At 37.8% G+C, this 20,148-nt stretch carries 16 protein-coding genes; 8 read left to right on the forward strand and 8 right to left on the reverse strand.

The genetic code is table 11. From position 1 onward, the window contains the following. Positions 1–71: 71 nt before the first annotated feature. Positions 72–902 carry a universal stress protein gene (locus B5X53_RS11660; protein WP_079713414.1) on the reverse strand — a complete coding sequence of 277 codons (831 nt, stop codon included), beginning with the start codon at positions 900–902 and terminating at the stop codon, positions 72–74. 117 nt (positions 903–1,019) lie between these two features. On the opposite strand from B5X53_RS11660, the gene B5X53_RS11665 reads away from it, so the two are divergent. The 3 genes from B5X53_RS11665 to B5X53_RS19640 all read left to right on the forward strand — a co-directional run bounded on the left by B5X53_RS11665 (position 1,020) and on the right by B5X53_RS19640 (position 4,058). Further along, positions 1,020–1,475 carry an RNA methyltransferase gene (locus tag B5X53_RS11665; RefSeq protein WP_079713415.1) on the forward strand — a complete coding sequence of 152 codons (456 nt, stop codon included), beginning with the start codon at positions 1,020–1,022 and terminating at the stop codon, positions 1,473–1,475. 176 nt (positions 1,476–1,651) lie between these two features. Further along, positions 1,652–3,598, forward strand: a complete 1,947-nt coding sequence (locus B5X53_RS11670; protein WP_079713544.1) for a M1 family metallopeptidase — start codon at positions 1,652–1,654, stop codon at positions 3,596–3,598. A gap of 340 nt (positions 3,599–3,938) precedes the next feature. Next, entirely contained in the window at positions 3,939–4,058 is a 120-nt protein-coding gene (locus tag B5X53_RS19640) for a TraR/DksA C4-type zinc finger protein (RefSeq protein ID WP_079713416.1), read from the forward strand. Positions 4,059–4,078: 20 nt separating this feature from the next. On the opposite strand, the gene B5X53_RS11680 is transcribed toward B5X53_RS19640, so the two are convergent. Together B5X53_RS11680 and B5X53_RS11685 are read right to left on the reverse strand one after the other, a co-directional pair. Then, entirely contained in the window at positions 4,079–5,509 is a 1,431-nt protein-coding gene (locus B5X53_RS11680; protein ID WP_079713417.1) for a nicotinate-nucleotide adenylyltransferase, read from the reverse strand. A gap of 36 nt (positions 5,510–5,545) precedes the next feature. Continuing rightward, entirely contained in the window at positions 5,546–7,090 is a 1,545-nt protein-coding gene (locus B5X53_RS11685; protein WP_079713418.1) for a SulP family inorganic anion transporter, read from the reverse strand. A 359-nt stretch (positions 7,091–7,449) separates the two neighbouring features. Between B5X53_RS11685 and era the strand changes: the two genes are divergently transcribed. The 3 genes from era (at position 7,450) to B5X53_RS11700 (ending at position 12,862) form a co-directional block, all read left to right on the forward strand. Then, positions 7,450–8,331 carry a GTPase Era gene (gene era, locus B5X53_RS11690; RefSeq protein ID WP_079713419.1) on the forward strand — a complete coding sequence of 294 codons (882 nt, stop codon included), beginning with the start codon at positions 7,450–7,452 and terminating at the stop codon, positions 8,329–8,331. Positions 8,332–8,686: 355 nt separating this feature from the next. Continuing rightward, positions 8,687–9,994: a ribosome biogenesis GTPase Der gene (gene der, locus B5X53_RS11695; protein ID WP_079713420.1), complete on the forward strand. Its 1,308-nt coding sequence runs from the start codon at positions 8,687–8,689 to the stop codon at positions 9,992–9,994. A gap of 105 nt (positions 9,995–10,099) precedes the next feature. Beyond that, the gene (locus B5X53_RS11700) at positions 10,100–12,862 is read left to right on the forward strand and encodes an outer membrane beta-barrel protein (RefSeq protein ID WP_079713421.1); all 2,763 of its coding nucleotides are present in this window, start codon (positions 10,100–10,102) and stop codon (positions 12,860–12,862) included. A gap of 263 nt (positions 12,863–13,125) precedes the next feature. On the opposite strand, the gene B5X53_RS11705 is transcribed toward B5X53_RS11700, so the two are convergent. Genes B5X53_RS11705 through B5X53_RS11725 form a run of 5 tightly spaced genes read right to left on the reverse strand, consistent with a single transcriptional unit; the run spans position 13,126 to position 16,271 of the window. Then, positions 13,126–13,920, reverse strand: coding sequence for a TPM domain-containing protein (locus B5X53_RS11705; RefSeq protein ID WP_079713422.1), 795 nt, complete (start codon positions 13,918–13,920; stop codon positions 13,126–13,128). Then, positions 13,921–14,361, reverse strand: a complete 441-nt coding sequence (locus B5X53_RS11710) for a TPM domain-containing protein (protein ID WP_079713423.1) — start codon at positions 14,359–14,361, stop codon at positions 13,921–13,923. Between the two features lie 5 nt (positions 14,362–14,366). After that, positions 14,367–14,963, reverse strand: a complete 597-nt coding sequence (locus B5X53_RS11715) for a LemA family protein (protein WP_079713424.1) — start codon at positions 14,961–14,963, stop codon at positions 14,367–14,369. A 1-nt stretch (position 14,964) separates the two neighbouring features. After that, entirely contained in the window at positions 14,965–15,294 is a 330-nt protein-coding gene (locus B5X53_RS11720) for a MerR family transcriptional regulator (RefSeq protein ID WP_057480627.1), read from the reverse strand. Next, on the reverse strand, positions 15,294–16,271 hold the full coding sequence (locus tag B5X53_RS11725) for a M23 family metallopeptidase (protein ID WP_079713425.1): 978 nt from the start codon (positions 16,269–16,271) through the stop codon (positions 15,294–15,296). The genes B5X53_RS11720 and B5X53_RS11725 overlap by 1 nt, the downstream gene beginning before the upstream one ends. 131 nt (positions 16,272–16,402) lie before the next feature. Between B5X53_RS11725 and alaS the strand changes: the two genes are divergently transcribed. Further along, positions 16,403–19,012: an alanine--tRNA ligase gene (alaS, locus tag B5X53_RS11730; RefSeq protein WP_079713426.1), complete on the forward strand. Its 2,610-nt coding sequence runs from the start codon at positions 16,403–16,405 to the stop codon at positions 19,010–19,012. Positions 19,013–19,060: 48 nt separating this feature from the next. Next, a complete protein-coding gene (locus B5X53_RS11735; protein WP_079713427.1) occupies positions 19,061–20,008 on the forward strand; it encodes a GSCFA domain-containing protein in 948 nt (315 codons plus the stop codon). Positions 20,009–20,148 lie beyond the last annotated feature (140 nt).

Raw genomic sequence — 20,148 nt, forward strand, 5'->3', positions numbered from 1 at the left:
AACCCTTCATCATTCATTTGATGAAGGGTTTTTTTAATGGATGAATTGAAATATTTTTAATAGAATAATTACTAAATTTCTCTATTAATACTCAGTACAGGGATATCGTAGTTATTAATTATCTCTTCCGTGATACTGGGGCTAAAAATAGTATCCAGACCAGAGCGTTGATGGGTTATACTTATAAAAAGATCTGGTTTTAATTTGTTTAAAGCCATTCCTATCCCCCGGGCTTCATTGTTCGCACTTAGAGATTGTGTTTTTATATCATTAATACCACAACTCTTTAAAAAGTTACTCATCGAATTTTCTATCTCTTCATATTCTTTGAAATTATACGGTGTATTTACATAAACAAGATTTTTTTCGGTATTTAATTTCCCGAGGATTTTAAAAACTTTCTGAAAAGCAGGTTGAGAGTGCTCTTTTAAATCCGAGGCGATCAGTATTTTCTTAAGGTTTGCTACTTTAAATGGATATTTAATCGCCAAAACGGGAACCTTAGATTGCCTAATAAGTTTTTGAGTATTTGAACCTATTATTTTTTCAAAACCTTTAGTACCGTGAGTACCCATAACTACTAATTCGTATTTTTTAGGATTTACGTAATTATTTAGTTCTTCCATACCGGTATTGAAGAGTAAAGTATGTTCTGCATCAACGTCTTTTTCCTCTGCTTTTTTCTCCCAAATTTTTAATTGTTCTTTGGCACTATTAATTCTCGACTTGGATTCCGGATATTTATCTTCAACCTGTCTATTTAATGTAGACCAGTCTACCGGAGTTTGAATGCTGTGAAGAAATTTTACAGGAAGTGCAAGCACCTTAGCCATTTCAATGCCAAATTCTGACGCATTTTTTGAAGATTCAGAAAAGTCGGTGGGTATGAGTATGTATTTCATGATGCTAATATTTTCCTATAAAGTTAAAAAGCATCAGCACTATATAAAATGATAAAGATCAGGTTTATTGCAGAGCAAGTTAGGTAGAAAAAATTATTCTATTATTTTTGAGCCCTTATGAAAGTAGATAATTTAGAGCAGGGTTTTTTCGGCATAGGTATTCAAAATGGAAAAACTCCTGAAAATCTTGGAGTTCTTTGGCGCTCGGCCCAGAATATGGGAGCCAGTTATATTTTTACTATTGGAAATCGTTATGCGAAACAGGCTTGTGATACGCATAAAGCTGTAGGTGCAATGCCGTATTTTCATTATAAAACTTTTGAAGATTTTTATTCAAATTTACCCAAAGGCGCTATGCTGGTAGGTGTTGAACTTACAGAAGATGCTGAACCCCTTGAGACTTTTAACCATCCCAGACGCTGTGTGTATTTATTGGGAGCCGAAGATCACGGTCTTTCTAACCAAGCTATTGAAAAATCTCATTTTTTGGTGAAATTTCAATCCAGTTTAAGCCTCAATGTTTCTGTAGCAGGAAGTATTATTATGTACGATCGTAACAGTAAACTTCTTTAATTCTATTTTATAAACCTGCAGAAAGGAATAAGTTATTTCCGTTTAAGACTTATGATTCTTCAGTTTTCAAATTCCTTGATTTTTATTTCTTATTTCAGGCTTTTATGATGCGGAATCTTCAGGATTTTTTAAACAGTTTGGTTAAATTAGCGCCAATTACAATAAAACATAAAATAATGAGATACTTATCCAGAGCTTTGCTTTGTCTCGCGGTAGCAGGAATGTTTTCTACGGGAGCTAAAGCACAGGAGGTTGTAGGAAACAACCAAGGTGATTTTAATGAGTTTATGGACCGTAGTGGTAATATGTACCGTGCGGCTTCAGGAAGACCGGGCCCGGAATACTGGCAGAACGAAACCGATTACGACATTGATGTCACCTTAAATGATAAAGACCATATCATTAAAGGGAAAATCACACTAACCTACACCAATAACAGTCCTCAGGAGTTAGACTTTATTTGGATGCATTTAGAGCAGAACCGTTTTACTGAAGATTCTCGCGGTACACTAACTACTCCAATCCAGGGAAATCGCTATAACGGAGATATTGACGGTGGCTATACTATCTCAAATTTAGAAGCTAAGGTGAAAAGAAGTTCATCTTCAGATTATTTAATAAACGATACCAGGATGCAGGTTTTCTTTGAAGATCCTATCCCAGCTGAAGGAGGGAAGGCTACGGTTTCAATGGATTTTGAGTATAAAATACCGGTTGAAGGAATGGACCGTATGGGAAGGCTTGACGTTGAAGATGGGACGATTTACGCGCTAGCACAATGGTTTCCAAAAGCAGCGGTTTATGATGATGTAGAAGGATGGAATATAGAACCATACCTTGGTGCAGGTGAATTCTACTTAGATTACGGCGATTATGATTATAAAATCACAGCACCGGCCAGCCATATAGTGGTAGCTTCGGGTGAATTACAGAATCCGAGACAGGTATTGTCTTCTACTGTAAGAGATAGAATGGAAAGAGCCAAAGAAAGCGATTCTACGGTTTATTTAATTAAGCCTGAAGAAGTAAATGATATGTCTCTACGCGCAAAGCAAGAAGGAACGCTAACCTGGCATTTTAAAATGGAAAACACCCGTGATGTAGCTTTTGGATCTTCAAAAGCGTTTATCTGGGATGCTGCCAAAATAGATTTACCTAGCGGAAAAAAAGCTATGGCGCAATCGGCTTACCCAAAAGAGAGCGATGGGCAGCATGCCTGGAGCCGTTCTACTGAATACTCTAAAGCTTCTGTAGAACATTATTCTGAAAAATGGTTTGAATATCCTTATCCGGTGGCTGTGAATGTAGCTGCTGATATAGGTGGAATGGAATATCCCGGACTAAATTTTTGCGGATGGAAGAGTGAAGGTGCTTCGCTTTGGGGCGTTACAGACCACGAATTTGGCCATAACTGGTTCCCAATGATCGTTGGTTCTAACGAAAGAAGATACGCCTGGATGGACGAAGGTTTTAATACTTTTATTAACTATTATAGTACTTTAGACTTTAACGATGGTGAATATCCTGCGAGATTGAATAAAACCAGGAATATGACGGGTTGGTTCACCAGTGAGCAACGCGAAGGAATAGATACTTATCCAGATGTTTCTAACTTAAGAAATCTTGGAATGATTGCTTATTACAAACCAGCAATTGGCCTATTATTAATGCGAGAATATATTCTTGGAGAAGAGCGTTTTGACAATGCCTTTAAATCTTATATTGAGACCTGGGCATACAAACACCCACAGCCGGCCGATTTCTTTAATCATATGGAAAATGTTTCAGGAGAAAACCTTTCCTGGTTCTTTAAAAAATGGTTCTACGGCACGGGTAATATAGACTTAGGTTTAGATGGAGTACAACAATATGAAGGAAATTACGTGATTTCTTTAACTAATAAAGGGGAAATCCCAATGCCGGTTAAAATGAAAATTACCTACGAAGATGGTTCTTCAGAGAATGTAACCCTTCCGGTAGAAATCTGGCAACGTGGTGATTCCTGGAATTACTTGCACCGTACCGATAAAACTATTGAAAATGTAGAATTAGACCCTGATAAAATTTTACCCGATGTTAGTTCTGGTAACGATGCCTGGCCTAATTCATTTTATGAGGATTAATTAAAGAATTTTTAGTTGAAGTAGTTATACTTTAGCTTGAATTATACAGAAAAGCTATTCAATTTATTTTGAATAGCTTTTTGTATTTTAAGATATTCTGAATTAGGGAAAAAAGGATTTCTTTGGAATAAATTAAAGAAATGGAATAAATGGACAACCAGGAAATAATAGATAAAATTAAGACTGAAATGAAGGAACTGAAGCTCAAATAATTCATTACCGGGAACGCACCAAACCAATCTCGCCTGAGAATGCAATTGGACGGGTTTCCAGTAATAATAAAAGTGTAAATGAATCGGCTTTAAGATAGGCAGAGCAGAAATTAAAAGATCTTTATAAAGTGCTCGATAAAGCCGGAAGCAAAAATTTTGGAATTTGTGCACGCTGTAAACAACCAATTCCAGTAGGCAGGTTAATGATACGCCCGGAACGTCTATTGTGTGTAAACTGCGGCCGGTAAAATATCAGAAAATTTTTTTCCTATTTTCCTCTAAACAGCTCTTTTTCTTTGATCATTTTGGTGGTACTTTCCGGAAGCATTTCTTCCCACTCCGTTTTTCCTTCCCTAATCATTTGATGCACCTGCCTGGAATGAATATCTAAGGTTTTAGGATCATAATCTTTGATATCTACAACCCGGCCATTATCTTTAAAATATTGATAAAGTTCCTGCATTCTTGGATGCACCTTTAAATTTTCACTGGTAATAATTTCCCCGGTTTCCTGATCTTTAAGCGGATAAAGATAAATTTTTAAGCTTTTGAAGAATAATTTTCCAAAAGCTTCCAGAATACCACCGCTTAAATGGCGGTAATACCTCTCGTCAAAAATATCCTGAAGGGTGCTCACACCCATAGTAAGCCCCATTCTTTCTTTAGTATGTTGGCCAAAATATTCTACCACTTTGTAATATTCCTGGAAGTTGGAGATCATTACTGTTTGTCCTAAAGAGCCCAGTAAATCTGCACGATCAAGAAAATCCTGTTCGTCTATTTCTCCTTCTCCTTTTAAATTAGAAAGCGTGATTTCAAAAATTACAACGGTATTGTCTTTTTCTACTTTTCTTTCATTTATAAAAAGTTCAAGCGATTTCTCGTACATCGCCATATTTACTTTTGTAACCGGTCTAAAACTTCCGCGTAGCGTAAGAATATTCTTTTTATAAAGTAAACTGGCCGGTAAAATATTATTGCCATCGGGAGCGAACATAATGGCTTCCGTAATGCCTTTTTTCACCAATTCAAGGCTCATTAATCTATTGTCTACGCCTTTAAAAACCGGCCCCGTGAAATTAATAGCGTCAATTTCAATTTTATCGGTATTCAGGTGATCAAATAAATGATTAAGTAGTTTTTTAGGATTATCGTAGTGATAAAAAGCGCCATGAATAAGATTCACACCCATTACTCCAAGGCTAATTTGCTGGTGGGATGCATTGTTTTCATGAAACTGAACATGCAAAACAATTTCACTATAATCTTCACCCGGTTTTGTTTGAAATCTAATTCCCAGCCAACCGTGGCCTTTATATTTTTTTGCCCAGTCTATGGTTGCTACGGTGTTGGCATAACTGAAAAATAATTTATTGGGATGTTTCAGTCGGGAAATACGTTCTTCAATAAGTCCCGTTTCGTAGCGCATCATACTGGTTAACCGATCTTCTGTAACATAGCGGCCATCATCTTCAATCCCGTAAATAGCGTCACTAAAATCTTTATCGTATGCGCTTAGGGTTTTTGCAACAGTTCCCGAAGCATTTCCGGCTCTAAAGAAATGACGCACAGTTTCCTGTCCGGCGCCAATTTCAGCAAAAGTTCCGTAGATATTTTCATTTAGATTAAGGCGCATTGCCTTGTTCTGCACAGAAGTTATTTCTTCAAACTTCTTTTCTCCTTCAGCAATTATAGACATCGTGTGTATTTTAGTTGAAGTATAAAGTTAAGAAACTTAAGCCTTATCTACCGCAACTTTATAGGTTGGATCTTCTAAAATGTTTACATCTATAATCGCATCGGCGTTACTAAGCAGTCTTCGGCAGTCCTGGCTTAAATGTCTTAAGTGAAGTTTTTTGCCTTGTTTATGGTATCTCTCGGTAAGCTTATTTAAGGCTTCAATCCCCGACATATCTACCACGCGGCTTTCAGAAAAATCTATAATTACTTCTTCAGGATCGTTTAAAACATCAAATTTATCATTAAAAGCCTGTACAGATCCGAAGAAAAGAGGGCCATAGATTTCATAATGCTTTACTCCGTCTTGATCAATACGTTTTCTTGCACGAATACGTTTTGCATTGTCCCAGGCAAAAACAAGCGCTGAAATAATTACTCCGATTAATACCGCTAAAGCAAGGTTGTGAAGAATTACGGTTACAACCGTTACTAAAACCATTACCAAAATATCAGATTTGGGCATTCTTCTAAATGTTCTTAAACTGGCCCACTCAAAGGTTCCAACCGCAACCATAATCATAAGTCCCGTTAATGCAGCCATTGGTAATAATTCAATTACCGAAGAGCCAAACATTATAAAGATTAGCAAACTTACTGCAGCTACGATTCCTGAAAGTCTTGCTCTTGCCCCGGAAGACACGTTAATTAAACTTTGCCCAAGCATAGCACAACCACCCATCCCGGAGAAAAATCCTGAAAGTACGTTGGCAGTTCCCTGGGCGACACATTCTTTATTTCCGCTTCCACGGGTCTCGGTAATTTCGTCTATAATATTTAAGGTTAACAAACTTTCAATTAAACCAACACCCGCCATTATCGCAGCATATGGGAAAATCAGCATTAAAGTATCCAGGTTAAACGGTACCATTGGGATGTGAAATGGAGGAAATCCACCTTTAATAGAAGCTATATCTCCAACAGTTTTTGTGTCTATACCAAATGCGGCCACAATCCCAAAAACAACTAAAATCGCCACCAAAGTTGCAGGAACAATTTTAGTTAGTTTAGGTAATAACCAGATAATTAAAATGGCAATAATTACAAGCCCCAGAAAGGTAAACATTGGTGCACCGGTCATCCATTCTAATTCACCGGTAACAGGATTAAGTGCTTTAAATTGGTCTAATTGGGACATAAAAATAATAATCGCCAAACCGTTTACGAAACCAAAAATTACCGAATGAGGCACTAATCTAATCAATTTTCCTAGTTTTAAAACTCCCGCTAAAACCTGTATTAAACCGGCTAGTACAACGGTGGCAAAAACATATTCGGGGCCATGGGAAATTGCTAATGCTACAATTACTACGGCAACTGCTCCTGTAGCACCGGATATCATCCCGGGACGTCCTCCCAAAATGGCAGTGACCAGTCCCATAACAAACGCGGCATACAAACCGGTTAATGGAGAAAGTCCCGCAATTAATGCAAAAGCCACGGCTTCAGGAATTAACGCCAGAGCAACGGTAAGTCCGGCTAAAATTTCGTTTTTGTAATCTACTTTTTGTGAAAAATCAAACAGGTTGAAGATTTTTTTCATCAGAATATAGTTTTAATAAAATATAATGGGAAGCGGATTTTTTTCCGCAAAAAATGAATTTCGGAATCTAATAGAAATGAAGACTTAACTACCTAGGGCGGCGTAAGTGGAGACGACTGTATGCTTCTTCTGTGCTTCATAAGAGCCGGCAAAATTAGCACATTTTTTTTGATAGCCAAGTTTATGAGAACTTAAGTGTGAATTTTTAATACTTTAATAATATGAAGCCTTCTGATTATCAAATTACTAATATTTTTTGTTAGAAAATTAATAGAAAACCTAATTCAGAAATAAATTAAATCAAAAGCAGATAAACTGTAAGTGAATCGTCTTACCTTTGCAGTATAAAAATTAGTAAGATGGCACATAAGGCAGGATTTGTAAATATTATTGGGAACCCTAACGTGGGAAAATCTACTCTAATGAATGCTTTTGTAGGCGAAAAATTGTCTATTATAACTTCTAAAGCCCAAACCACCCGCCACCGTATTTTGGGAATTGTGAATGGTGAAGATTTTCAGGTGTTGCTTAGCGATACCCCGGGAATTATTAAACCGGCTTACGAGTTGCAGGAATCTATGATGGGTTTTGTAAAATCTGCTTTTGAAGATGCCGATGTCTTAGTGTATATGGTTGAAATTGGTGAAAAGGAGCTTAAAGATGAAGCTTTTTTTAACAAGATAATCTCTACCGATATTCCGGTTATTTTATTGCTAAATAAAATTGATAAATCCAACCAGGAAGAATTGGAAAGCCAGGTGCAAATGTGGACAGAAAAAGTGCCAAATGCTGAAATTTTCCCGGTTTCGGCATTAGAAGGTTTTAATGTTGCTGAAGTATTTAACCGAATAATCGAATTACTACCTGAATCCCCCGCTTTTTATCCAAAAGACACACTTACAGATAAACCTGAGCGTTTTTTTGTAAATGAAATTATTCGCGAAAAGATTTTAATGCATTACAAAAAGGAAATTCCTTACGCGGTAGAAATTGATACGCAGGAATTCTTTGAAGAAGAGAAAATTATCAGGATGCGCAGCGTAATTATGGTAGAGCGTGAAACCCAAAAGGGAATTATTATTGGCCATAAAGGAGCGGCTTTAAAAAGGGTAGGAGTAGAGGCCAGAAAAGATCTTGAAAAATTCTTCGGAAAACAGGTTCACCTTGAGCTCTATGTAAAAGTGAATAAAAACTGGAGAAGCGACCAGCGCCAGTTAAAGCGTTTTGGTTATAATGAATAATTCTTCTAAAAGTTTTACCTAAGAGAATCAATTTAAAATACTTCAATTTTTTGATTGAAAACTTCCGTTTTCTAAGTTTCGGGTAAACCCGAATTTTTACACTAATTTTGCAAAATAATAAAGAGACCATTAGAAAAGTCTTGTTTTCGTCAAGCTGAACTTGTTTCAGACTTTATTCCTAATTAATTTCGGGATTCTAATATGTTCGAACCATTCAAAAATTAGATTCTGAAATAAATTCAGGATGATGTATTGAAAACTTTTTTATCAGTCTCATGTTTAAGAATCAATTACGTTTATCGGAAATAAAATTCCGGTAAATATTCTCTCCGTGAGGATTAAAGAATAAAATGTTATGGGCAATATTGTAGCCATTGTAGGAAGACCAAATGTTGGAAAATCTACTTTTTTCAACCGATTAATTCAACGTCGTGAGGCGATTGTAGATTCGGTTAGTGGGGTAACCCGCGATCGCCATTATGGAAAATCAGACTGGAATGGGCGTAATTTTTCGCTTATAGATACCGGTGGTTATGTTGTTGGAAGTGACGATATATTTGAGGCCGAAATAGATAAGCAGGTAGAACTTGCCATAGATGAGGCTGATGCCATAATTTTTATGGTAGATGTAGAAAGTGGTGTAACGCCAATGGATGAAGATGTTGCACAATTACTTAGAAAAGTAGATAAGCCCGTCCTTTTAGCAGTAAATAAGGTGGATAATAATAAAAGACTGGAAAATGCAGTAGAATTCTATTCGCTGGGTCTTGGAGAATATTTTCCTATTGCAAGTACAAACGGTAGTGGTACCGGAGATTTACTGGATGCTTTAATAGAAGCGCTTCCTGAAACTGAAGCCGAAGAAGAAACCGAATTACCAAGATTTGCGGTAGTGGGACGTCCCAATGCAGGAAAATCTTCTTTTATCAATGCATTAATTGGTGAAGAACGTTATATAGTTACAGACATTGCTGGGACTACCCGCGATTCGATGGATACTAAGTATAATAGGTTCGGTTTTGAATTTAACCTGGTAGACACCGCCGGAATAAGAAGGAAATCCAAGGTTAAGGAAGACCTTGAGTTTTACTCGGTAATGCGTTCTGTTCGGGCAATAGAAAACTGTGATGTGTGTTTGGTTATATTAGATGCCACCCGTGGATTCGACGGGCAGGTTCAGAATATCTTCTGGCTGGCACAAAGAAACCGAAAAGGAATTGTAATTCTTGTGAATAAATGGGATTTGGTGGAAGATAAAGAAACCAATACCATGAAAGAATTTGAGGCAATGATTAGGCGCGAGATAGAGCCTTTTACCGATGTGCCAATTGTCTTTATGTCGGTTCTTACAAAGCAGCGTATCTTTAAAGCTATAGAAACGGCTGTAAAGGTTTATGAAAGCCGAAGTAAGAAAATTAAAACCCGCGAGCTTAACGATATTATGCTTCCTATAATTGAGCAGAATCCGCCGCCGGCTTATAAAGGTAAGTATGTAAAGATTAAATTTTGTACCCAATTACCTACACCACAACCACAATTTGCGTTTTTCTGTAATCTTCCGCAGTATGTGAGAGACCCTTATAAACGTTTTATAGAGAACAAGTTAAGAAAGGAATTTGATCTGACGGGAGTGCCAATTTCAGTCTATTTTAGAAAAAAATAAATTATCCTGTTAAACTTTGTAACAAATCCAGAGTCTAACTACCAATATAGTTAGAAAGGCATTGCTTTGTCTTGATTTTTTCAATTTTTAACACCTAAACTCTCCATGAGAATTCTTCTTTCGCTTGCCTTGCTGTTTCTGGCAGGAAATCTAACAGCCCAGGACTTTGAAATTAATGGTAAAATAACAGGCCCGCAAGGGGAACCCCTGGAATCGGCAACGGTATACCTGGAGAAACCTGCAGATAGTAGTTTGGTTACTTATACCATTTCAGATAATTCAGGAGAATTTCAACTTTCGGGAAGTACAGAAATTCAGGAATTAAATTTACTTATTTCCTATGCCGGTTTTAAGACTTACAGCCAGCAGGTGAATATTAATGGTGAGCTAAATCTGGATGTTATAGAAATGCAGGTGGCTGATAATGCTTTAGATGAAATAACTATTACATCTTCCCGCGCCCCGGTTAGTATTAAGAAAGATACGCTGGAATTTAACGCAGCTTCTTTTAAAACCCGTAAAGACGCTAATTTAGAAGAATTGCTGAAGGAATTACCCGGAGTAGAAGTGGCTACCGATGGAAGTATTACCGTTAATGGAACTCCTGTTTCCCAAATTAAAGTAAACGGAAAGGAATTCTTTGGAGATGATCCAAAAATCGCTACTAAAAACCTTCCGAAGGAATTAATTAATAAACTCCAGGTGGTAGACAGTAAAACCAAATCTGAAGAATTTACCGGGAAAGAAGGTGATGCCGAAAACAAAACGATAAATATTACCATAGACGAAGATAAAAACCGCGGATTTTTCTCCAGGCTTACCGCTGGTGGCGGAACTGACGAGCGCTATGAATTAAGCGGAATTGGGAATTACTTTAAGAATGATATGCGTGTGAGCCTTTTAGCTAGCTCAAACAACATAAATTCTTCCGGATTTTCTTTCGATGAAATTTATGATGCCATGGGCCGTAATGCTTATTCAATTACGAGAAGTAGAGGTGGAAATTTCAGCATTAATGGCAGTAATTTTGGATCGGGGAACGGGATTACAAAATCTGATAACGCCGGGTTTAGTTTTGTAAACGAATGGCCGCAGGAAACTGAACTTTCTTCCAATTATTTCTATAGCCGCGCCGATAATAGAACCGAAAGTAGGACTCAAAGAGAAAATATTTTACCGGATAGAAGGTTCTTTAATAATTCAGAATCCAGTGGAAATCGTGTGAATAATAATCACCGTTTTAATTTAGGATTCGAAATTCAGCCCGATACCTTAACAAGGATTTCGGTTAGACCAAATATTAATACTAACAATGGCCGTTCTTCTAACCAATCGTTCACCGAATCTGTTGCGGAAGATGGCACACCAATAAACACCGCTTTAACCGATAATTATTCTGAAGTTCACAGTGTAAATTTCTCTAACCGATTGAATTTCACTCGAAAGTTTGGTGATAACGGAGGTTATTATAGCCTAGGTTTTAACAATCAAAATAATAATCGTTCGCAGGATAATAATTTCTTTTCAGAAAGAGAGATTTACAATCAGGAAGGAGAGTTGGTAAATACCGATATTCAGGACCAGTTAATTTCAGAGGAGAATAAAGACAATAATTACGGAGTTGATCTAAGCAGCCGTTTTCCTATTACTGAAGAATTAATGCTGGATGTAAGCTACAATTTTGATAAAGCAGACGGCAGTAATGAGCGATTGGTTTATGATGCGAATGAGACGGGCGATTATAATTTACTTGATGATGAACTGAGCAACGATTTTAAATCTGAATCTTTCACACACCGTCCGAGCTTAGGTCTTGCTTATAACGGAGAGAAATTGAGAGCAAGTGTTTCGGGAGGTTTCCAAAGTATTAGGCTGAAAAATGAAGATCTTTTTACTGAAACTTCAATAGATAATACTTACGAAAATCTTTTTGCAGATGCGTATTTCAGGTATAATTTGGCGCAGGGGAAAGCGATTTATTTTAATTACAATAATTCGTGGGATGCACCTTCTTTAACCCAATTACAGCCGGTAACCAATACTATAAATCCGTTGAATATCACCACGGGTAACCCAGATCTTAGACCAGCCTTAAGACATAGATTTTACTTCAACTTTAATAATTTCGATTTTAAAACCCGATCTGGTTTTTATGCTTATATAGGAGGAAATTTCACCGATGACCAGGTGGTTACCAGAAGCACGGTAGGCGAAGATTTGGTAAGAACCACAACATATACTAACGTAGACGGTGTTTACAGCTATTTTGGTGGTGGAAATATTGATAAAACTTTTGAACTGGAAAAAGAAAGTTCTATTAAGATTCGTGGAGGAGTTTATGGGAATTATAATAGAAATGTTGGCTTCACCAATGAGCAACGTTTTACCTCTAAAACCTTAAACCTGACTCCCAATTTAGGAGTGGAATATAATTTCAGGGATTTGGTGACTATTGAGCCTTTTTATAGCGTTGAATTTGTAGATGCTGAATACAGTTTTAATAACAGGGAAGAGAATTATAAGAATCAAAATATCTCTTTGGCGCTAACCTCTTTCTGGCCAGAGAAATTTGTGGTAGGAAGTGATATTGCATACCAATCTATTGGTAACGCTTCCCCCGGATTTCAAAATTCCTTTTACCTATGGAATGCCAGTTTGGGATATGAAGTTTTTGGAGATAATGGAACGCTAAAAATTAAAGTTTTCGACCTGCTGGATCAAAACATTGCCACCCGAAGATTTACTGGAGACGATTTTATCCAGGATACCCAGGAGCTTGTTTTAGAACAATATTTTATGTTGAGTTTTACATATAAAATAAGCAAGTTCGGAGGAAAAGACCCGAATAATAACAGGAGAGGGAGATAGGATATGCTCCCCTCCTTTAAAAGGAGGGGAATGAATTCCGATTTATCGGAAGAAAGGGGTGGTTGCCTGAGTCATAATTTTAAAAATAAATAGAATTCTTCAGGGAAAAGACCCCTCTGACCTGCGGCCAAATCTCCTTGAAAAAAGAGGAGGAGGAGCTAGTATGAGTTTTTAAATGAAATTTTGGGAAAATTACTTTCCGGTTATAACATCACTGAATTGGAGAACTGCAAATTGATTTCACTGAAAACTGCTAAGTAAAACTACCAGCTTCCACCGGCTCCCCCGCCACCAAAGCCACCGCCGCCGAAGCCACCACCAAAGCCGCCTCCGCCGCCAAAACCTCCACCGGAACTGCCGCCGCCAAATGTACCGCGACCTAATGAACTCAGGATTATGGCATCCAGGAAGGTGCCACCGGCACTTCTTCTTCCGCCATTTCTTCCGCCTTTGTTTTTGTTGGCCAGGGAAACAATAATTACAAGTAAGATAATTCCCATTACAAGAAGCTGTACGGGTATTCCCTCAGATTGACCACGTCTTTGTGGGGTTCCTTCAAAAGTACCGTCTAAGACCTGGAAAATTGCTGTAGTACCGGCATCCAAACCATTGTAATAACTTTCGCTTCGAAATTCAGGAAGAATAACTTGTTCTATTATTTGCTTACTTCTGGCATCGGTCATGTATTCCTCCAGTCCGTAGCCTGTAGTTATCCAAATTTTTCGATCATTTTCTGCAACTAGTATTAAAAGTCCGTTATCTTCTTCACTTTGACCAATTCCCCATTCCTGGGCCCATTCTGCAGCGTAAACACCTTCATATTCACCCTGTAAAGATTCTATTGTGGCGATCACAATTTGGGTGGAAGTTGTATCTGCGTAATTTATTAGCTTTTGCTCAAGCTGACTTTCTTCCGAAGAAGATAAAATATCAGCCTCATCATAAACACTGGTTTCTTCTTCCGGTTTCGGCGGAACATCGCGTTGCGCATATATAAACCCCGAAAAAAAGAGGAATAACAAAAATAACAGGTTGAATCTTTTAGTAAAGTGTGGCATTTATCCTTTTGAAATTTCGTTAGAGAGTTCGTCCCGGGTTTCATCGCTATACGGGAAGTGTTTTTTAAGCTGTTGGCCGGCGGTTAAAATTCCGTTTACCAAACCTTGCTTAAATTCTCCTTTCTTAAATTTTTCTACAATGGCATCTTTAGTGCTTTCCCAAAAATTATCTGGAACAACATCATTAATTCCTTTGTCGCCATAGATCACAAAATTATGATCTTCTACGGCAACATAAATCAGCACGCCATTGTCGTGCTTGGTATTATCCATTTTTAGCATATGAAAAACTTCCATGGCACGGTCAAAAATATCCATTTCGCCGGTGGTTTTTTCAAGATGAACCCTTACTTCTCCAGAAGTATGGCTCTCTGCCGTTCTAATGGCTTCAATGATTTCCTCTTCGTCTTTCTTGCTTAAAAATTCCTCTACTTTACTCATTTCGCTTAAAAATCAAATTCAACATCTGGAGCATTTTCTGCACCTTCTTCTGCTTCAAAGGTTGGTTTTCTTTCAAAACCGAACATTCCGGCAAATATATTATTCGGGAATTTTCTAATATAGGTGTTATATTGTCTAACTGCCTCGTTGTAACGATTTCTCGCAACACTAATTCGGTTTTCGGTTCCTTCTAATTGCGATTGCAATTGAAGGAAGTTTTGATTCGATTTAATATCGGGATATCTTTCAACAGAAACTAAAAGCCTGGATAAAGCATTAGATAATCCGCCTTGTGCCTGTTGGAACTGCTGTATTTGCTGCGGATCTAAATTTCCGGCATCAACATTTACAGAAGTAGCTTGTGCCCGGGCTTCAATAACATCCGTTAAAGTTCCACGCTCAAAATCGGCTGAACCTTCAACAGTATTTACTAAATTCGGGATAAGATCACTTCTTCGCTGATAGGCGTTTTCAACATCGGCCCAATTCTTCATAACTCCTTCTTCATATTCCACTGCGGTGTTATTTACTCCTGCGGTGAGGCTGTAAACAATAATACCAAGAACTACGATTACTATTACAGGGATTAACCATTTTTTCATTCTACAACTGATTTTTAAGATTGATTAGTTTTGCTTTTACTCCTTCCAACTTACGAATAATTTCGAAGTTGCTAAGGGTTTTGTGTTTTTCTTCTTTTAAATGTGTTTTTGCACCTTCAAGGGTGAATCCTCGTTCTTTTACCAGGTGATAAATAAGCTCTAAATTCTTAATATCCTCGGGTGTGAATTTGCGGTTTCCCTTCGCATTTTTTTTCGGCTGAATTACATCGAATTCCTTTTCCCAAAACCTAATTAGAGAAGTGTTCACCTTAAAGGCTTCTGCGACTTCGCCAATGCCGTAATATCTTTTATCTGGTAAATTAAGATGCATTAATCCAGGGATTGGTTTTCTTGTTGTGCTTTTTCCAGAACCTTATCAAATTCTTCCGGTGAAAGATTTCCGTAGTAAAAATTAATCGGATTGATTCGCTGGTCGTCTTTAAAGATCTCATAATGTAAATGTGGCCCCTGGGATCTTCCCGTGCTGCCTACGTAACCAATTATATCGCCACGCTGCACTCGCTGACCAATTCGCACATTATATTTATATAAGTGGGCGTAAAGGCTGGTGTAACCATACCCGTGATCTACTCTTATATGATTTCCGTACCCGGTAGCGCGGTTATCTGCTCTTTCAACTCTGCCATTACCCGTAGCATATACCGGTGTCCCACGAGGAGCGCTAAAATCCATACCGTGATGAAATTTTCTCACTTTGGTAAAGGGATCGGTTCTCCAGCCGTAACCAGAAGCAATCCTGCTTAAGTCCTCATTTTTCACCGGCTGTATAGCGGGAACCGAAGCTAGGAGGCTCTCTTTTTCCTTTGCCAATTCGGCAATTTCATCCAGGGATTTAGATTGTACCACCAACTGCTTGGTAAGAATATCCATTCGTTTACTGGTTTCAATAATCAGTTTAGAATTATCAAAACCTTCCAGGTCTTTGTAGCGGTTAATTCCGCCAAAACCTGCACGCCTTTGCTCTTCAGGAATTGGATTGGCTTCAAAATAAACCCGGTAAATATTATTGTCGCGATCTTCAATATTTGCCAGTACATTCTGGATCTGGTTCATTTTTTTATTCAGCAAACCATATTGTAATTCCATATTCTGAAGTTCGCGTTTTAAGGCTTTTTCTTTGGGCGTTACTATCTGTGGAATGTTTAAATAAATTACCAGTAAAAGAAAACCGGCAAGGAAAGATCCTAAAATACTAAGCATTACAATCCCTATGCGTCGACCTTTTCGGCGCTCTATTTTTCTATAGGATTGCGTGTCGCTATCGTAATAATATTTAACCTTCGACATGAGTCAAATTTATGCTATTTTTGCCAACAATACTTAGCAATTACCGTGCTAAGTTTAGTCTGGTAAACGAACAAATATAGGAAATTGTTTCAGCACCAACACAAATTAATAATTTAGATTAGATCAGTTAGATGAAATCTCAGGAAATAAGAAGCCAGTTTTTAGAATTTTTTAAATCCAAATCTCATAAAATCGTTCCCTCGGCACCCATGGTGTTAAAAGACGATCCCACCTTAATGTTTACCAATGCCGGGATGGTTCAGTTCAAGGAATATTTTTTAGGAAATAGTGAGCCTTCCAGTTCCCGAATTACCGATAGTCAAAAATGCCTTCGCGTAAGCGGAAAGCACAATGATTTGGAAGAAGTGGGGATGGATACCTATCATCACACCATGTTCGAGATGTTGGGTAACTGGAGTTTTGGCGATTATTTTAAGGAGGAAGCCATAAGCTGGGCCTGGGAATTACTTACTGAAGTTTATAAAATTACTCCTGAAAACCTTTATGTTTCTGTTTTTGAAGGAAGCAAAGAAGATAAATTAGGTTTAGATACGGAAGCCCTGGAGCTTTGGAAAAAAATAGTTCCTGAAGAACGAATTGTCTACGGCGATAAAAAAGATAATTTCTGGGAAATGGGCGACCAGGGACCTTGCGGACCTTGTTCTGAAATTCATATAGATATACGTTCTGAAGCTGAAAAAGCCAAAATACCTGGAAGAGAATTGGTAAATGCCGATCACCCTCAGGTGGTTGAGATCTGGAACCTGGTTTTTATGCAGTATAACCGAAAAGCCGATGGTTCTTTGGTAGAATTGCCTGCAAAACACATAGATACCGGGATGGGCTTTGAACGTCTTTGTATGGCGTTACAAGGAAGGGATTCCAATTATGACACCGATGTTTTTAGACCGCTAATTTCAGAACTCGAAAAAATCACAAATTCCACCTACGGGAAATCTGAGAAAATCGATATTGCAATCCGTGTGATTGCAGATCACGTTAGAGCGGTAGCTTTCTCTATTGCCGATGGCCAGCTGCCTTCAAATACCGGTGCCGGTTATGTGATTAGAAGAATTTTAAGACGTGCTATTCGCTACGGATTTACATTTTTAGACACCAAAGAGCCGTTTATTTATAAGCTTGTAGATGTGTTAAGCAATCAAATGGGCGAAGCATTTCCAGAACTTAAATTACAAAAAACTTTATGCGAAAATGTGATTAGGGAAGAGGAGCAATCTTTCTTAAGAACATTAGATCAGGGCTTAATTTTACTGGAAAATATAATTTCTGAAACCAAGGGAAAAACCGTTTCAGGAAAAAAGGCTTTTGAACTTTACGACACATTTGGATTTCCAATAGATTTAACCGCTTTAATTCTTCGAGAACGCGGATTTGATCTTGATCAAAAAGAATTTGAAGTTCAGTTAAAAGAACAAAAAGACCGATCTCGTGCGGCAACCCAGGTTACTGCGGGAGATTGGGAAGAAATAAATCCGGTAAACGCTGAAGCTTTTGTAGGTTATGATCATTTAGAAACAGCTACCAGAATTGCGCGTTACCGAAAAGTAGAAAGTAAAAAAGGAGCGTTGTACCAAATTGTGCTAACCCAAACTCCGTTTTATCCGGAAGGTGGAGGGCAGGTTGGAGACAAAGGTTTTCTTAAGGATGCTGATGGCAATAAGGTTGAAATCACCGATACTAAAAAGGAAAACAATTTAATTGTTCATTTTGCTAAATCCCTGCCAAAAGATCCTACAGCTGAAGTTAAGGCGGTTGTAAATCCAAAAACCAGGGCTGCTACAGCGGCAAACCATACGGCTACGCATTTGCTGCACCAGGCGCTTCGGGAAGTTTTAGGTACTCACGTAGAACAAAAAGGCTCCTTGGTAAAAGGAGATTATTTGCGTTTTGATTTTTCGCATTTCAGCAAGGTAACTAAAGAGGAACTAGAGCAAATTGAAAAACTGATAAACCAACGAATTAACAAGCGATTGCCGTTAGAAGAACAACGAAGCATTTCGTATAAAGAAGCGGTGAACCAGGGTGCTTTGGCACTATTTGGTGAAAAGTACGGGGATTCGGTTCGCGCCATTCGCTTTGGGAAATCTATGGAGCTTTGCGGGGGGATCCACGTACAGAATACATCAGAAATCTGGCATTTTAAAATCACTGCGGAAGCTGCGGTTGCTTCAGGAATTAGAAGAATTGAAGCGATTACCGGGGAAGCGGTTAAAGAATATTTTGCCAACCAGGATGAGGTTTTACAACAAATTAAAGCAGAACTGAAGAATGCAAAAGATCCTGTAAAAGCGGTGAATACTCTGCAGGAAGAAAATGCTATTTTAAAAAAGAAGGTAGAAGCTTTACTAAGAGACAAAGCTAAAAATTTAAAGAGCGAATTAAAATCTGAAATTTCAGAAATAAACGGGGTGAATTTCCTTGCTAAAAGAGTAGACCTGGATGCTGGGGGAATAAAAGATCTTGCTTTCCAACTGGGCGATGAATTTGAGAATTTGTTTTTATTATTCGGAACCGAGCATAACGGAAAAGCACTTTTAAGTTGCTATATTTCTAAAAATCTCGCACGAGAAAAAGATTTGCACGCAGGAAAAATTGTAAAAGAACTTGGTAAATTTATCCAGGGCGGTGGCGGTGGACAGCCGTTTTTCGCAACTGCCGGTGGTAAAAAACCGGAAGGAATTAACGAAGCTTTGCAGGAAGCAGCATCTTATTTAAGTTAGAAGAAACGCTCTGGTCTGTTTTTATAAGCTGTTTGAATCGATGAAAATATGGAATTCAGGACCAAAATACCTATAAGACCGGCTGAGTCTAAGATAGATTATGAATCTAAGCTTTTTCTCATCGGATCCTGTTTTGTAGAGAATATTTGTAAGAAACTGACTTTCTATAAACTGGAGCATTTGCAGAATCCCTTCGGAATTCTTTTTCATCCTTTGGCCATTGCAAAGTTTTTTCAGAAAATAACTGAAAACTACACTTATACAGAAAAAGATATTTTTCAGTATCAAGAGCGCTGGCATTGTTTTGATGCGCATTCTTTTTTAAGTAATCCCAATGCTGAGGTTTTGTTGAACAATCTTAATTCAGCTTTGCAGGATGCCCGCGAATGTCTTCAGCAAAGTTCACATGTAGTTATTACTTTAGGTACGGCGTGGAGTTATTTTCATTTGGAAACCGAACAAAGCGTAGCCAATTGTCATAAAATTCCGCAGAAATTTTTCAGGAAGGAGTTGAAGTCTGTAGAAGAAATTCAGTGCGCTTTGCTTTTGGTTTTGAAAGATTTGAAATTATTAAATCCGGAACTTGAAGTTATTTTTACCCTTTCACCGGTTCGGCATATTAAAGACGGATTTATTGAAAATCAACGCAGCAAGGCACATATAATTACTGCGGTTCAGCAAATTTGTGAAGAAAACAGGAACACACATTACTTTCCTTCTTATGAACTGATGATGGACGAGCTTCGGGATTATCGCTTTTATGCTGAAGATATGTTGCATCCTTCCCAACCGGCCATAGATTATATTTGGCAAAGATTTACCGAAACCTGGTTTTCAGAGGCTTCATTTTCTACTTTAAAAGAGGTGGAGAACATTCAAAAAGGTTTGGAACATCGTCCTTTTAATCCAGATTCTGAGGCACATCGTCGGTTTCTGAAAAATCTGGATGCTAAGGCTTCGAGCCTCAAAAAACACTATCCGCACATTCAGTTCTAGATTAAATTATTGTCAAATAATCCTTAAATTAATTTAAGGATTGTCTGCATATTATTTTTTTTTGTATTTTTATATTAGAATTTCTGATATAAGTCATTGAAAACGAATGGCTGAGAAGTCGGTTGTATGACTAATATCTT

This window comes from Salegentibacter salinarum, from assembly GCF_900168115.1.
Taxonomy (GTDB): Bacteria; Bacteroidota; Bacteroidia; order Flavobacteriales; family Flavobacteriaceae; genus Salegentibacter; species Salegentibacter salinarum.

What these genes read in the sequence shown, in the direction of transcription:
- der (WP_079713420.1), top strand. Translation starts at nt 8,687, where the DNA reads ATGGGCAATATTGTAGCCATTGTAGGAAGACCAAATGTTGGAAAATCT.
- B5X53_RS11715 (WP_079713424.1), bottom strand. Translation starts at nt 14,963, where the DNA reads ATGAAAAAATGGTTAATCCCTGTAATAGTAATCGTAGTTCTTGGTATT.
- alaS (WP_079713426.1), top strand. Translation starts at nt 16,403, where the DNA reads ATGAAATCTCAGGAAATAAGAAGCCAGTTTTTAGAATTTTTTAAATCC.
- B5X53_RS11665 (WP_079713415.1), top strand. Translation starts at nt 1,020, where the DNA reads ATGAAAGTAGATAATTTAGAGCAGGGTTTTTTCGGCATAGGTATTCAA.
- B5X53_RS11685 (WP_079713418.1), bottom strand. Translation starts at nt 7,090, where the DNA reads ATGAAAAAAATCTTCAACCTGTTTGATTTTTCACAAAAAGTAGATTAC.
- B5X53_RS11720 (WP_057480627.1), bottom strand. Translation starts at nt 15,294, where the DNA reads ATGCATCTTAATTTACCAGATAAAAGATATTACGGCATTGGCGAAGTC.
- B5X53_RS11660 (WP_079713414.1), bottom strand. Translation starts at nt 902, where the DNA reads ATGAAATACATACTCATACCCACCGACTTTTCTGAATCTTCAAAAAAT.
- era (WP_079713419.1), top strand. Translation starts at nt 7,450, where the DNA reads ATGGCACATAAGGCAGGATTTGTAAATATTATTGGGAACCCTAACGTG.
- B5X53_RS11670 (WP_079713544.1), top strand. Translation starts at nt 1,652, where the DNA reads ATGAGATACTTATCCAGAGCTTTGCTTTGTCTCGCGGTAGCAGGAATG.
- B5X53_RS11705 (WP_079713422.1), bottom strand. Translation starts at nt 13,920, where the DNA reads ATGCCACACTTTACTAAAAGATTCAACCTGTTATTTTTGTTATTCCTC.
- B5X53_RS11735 (WP_079713427.1), top strand. Translation starts at nt 19,061, where the DNA reads ATGGAATTCAGGACCAAAATACCTATAAGACCGGCTGAGTCTAAGATA.
- B5X53_RS11725 (WP_079713425.1), bottom strand. Translation starts at nt 16,271, where the DNA reads ATGTCGAAGGTTAAATATTATTACGATAGCGACACGCAATCCTATAGA.
- B5X53_RS11700 (WP_079713421.1), top strand. Translation starts at nt 10,100, where the DNA reads ATGAGAATTCTTCTTTCGCTTGCCTTGCTGTTTCTGGCAGGAAATCTA.
- B5X53_RS11680 (WP_079713417.1), bottom strand. Translation starts at nt 5,509, where the DNA reads ATGTCTATAATTGCTGAAGGAGAAAAGAAGTTTGAAGAAATAACTTCT.
- B5X53_RS11710 (WP_079713423.1), bottom strand. Translation starts at nt 14,361, where the DNA reads ATGAGTAAAGTAGAGGAATTTTTAAGCAAGAAAGACGAAGAGGAAATC.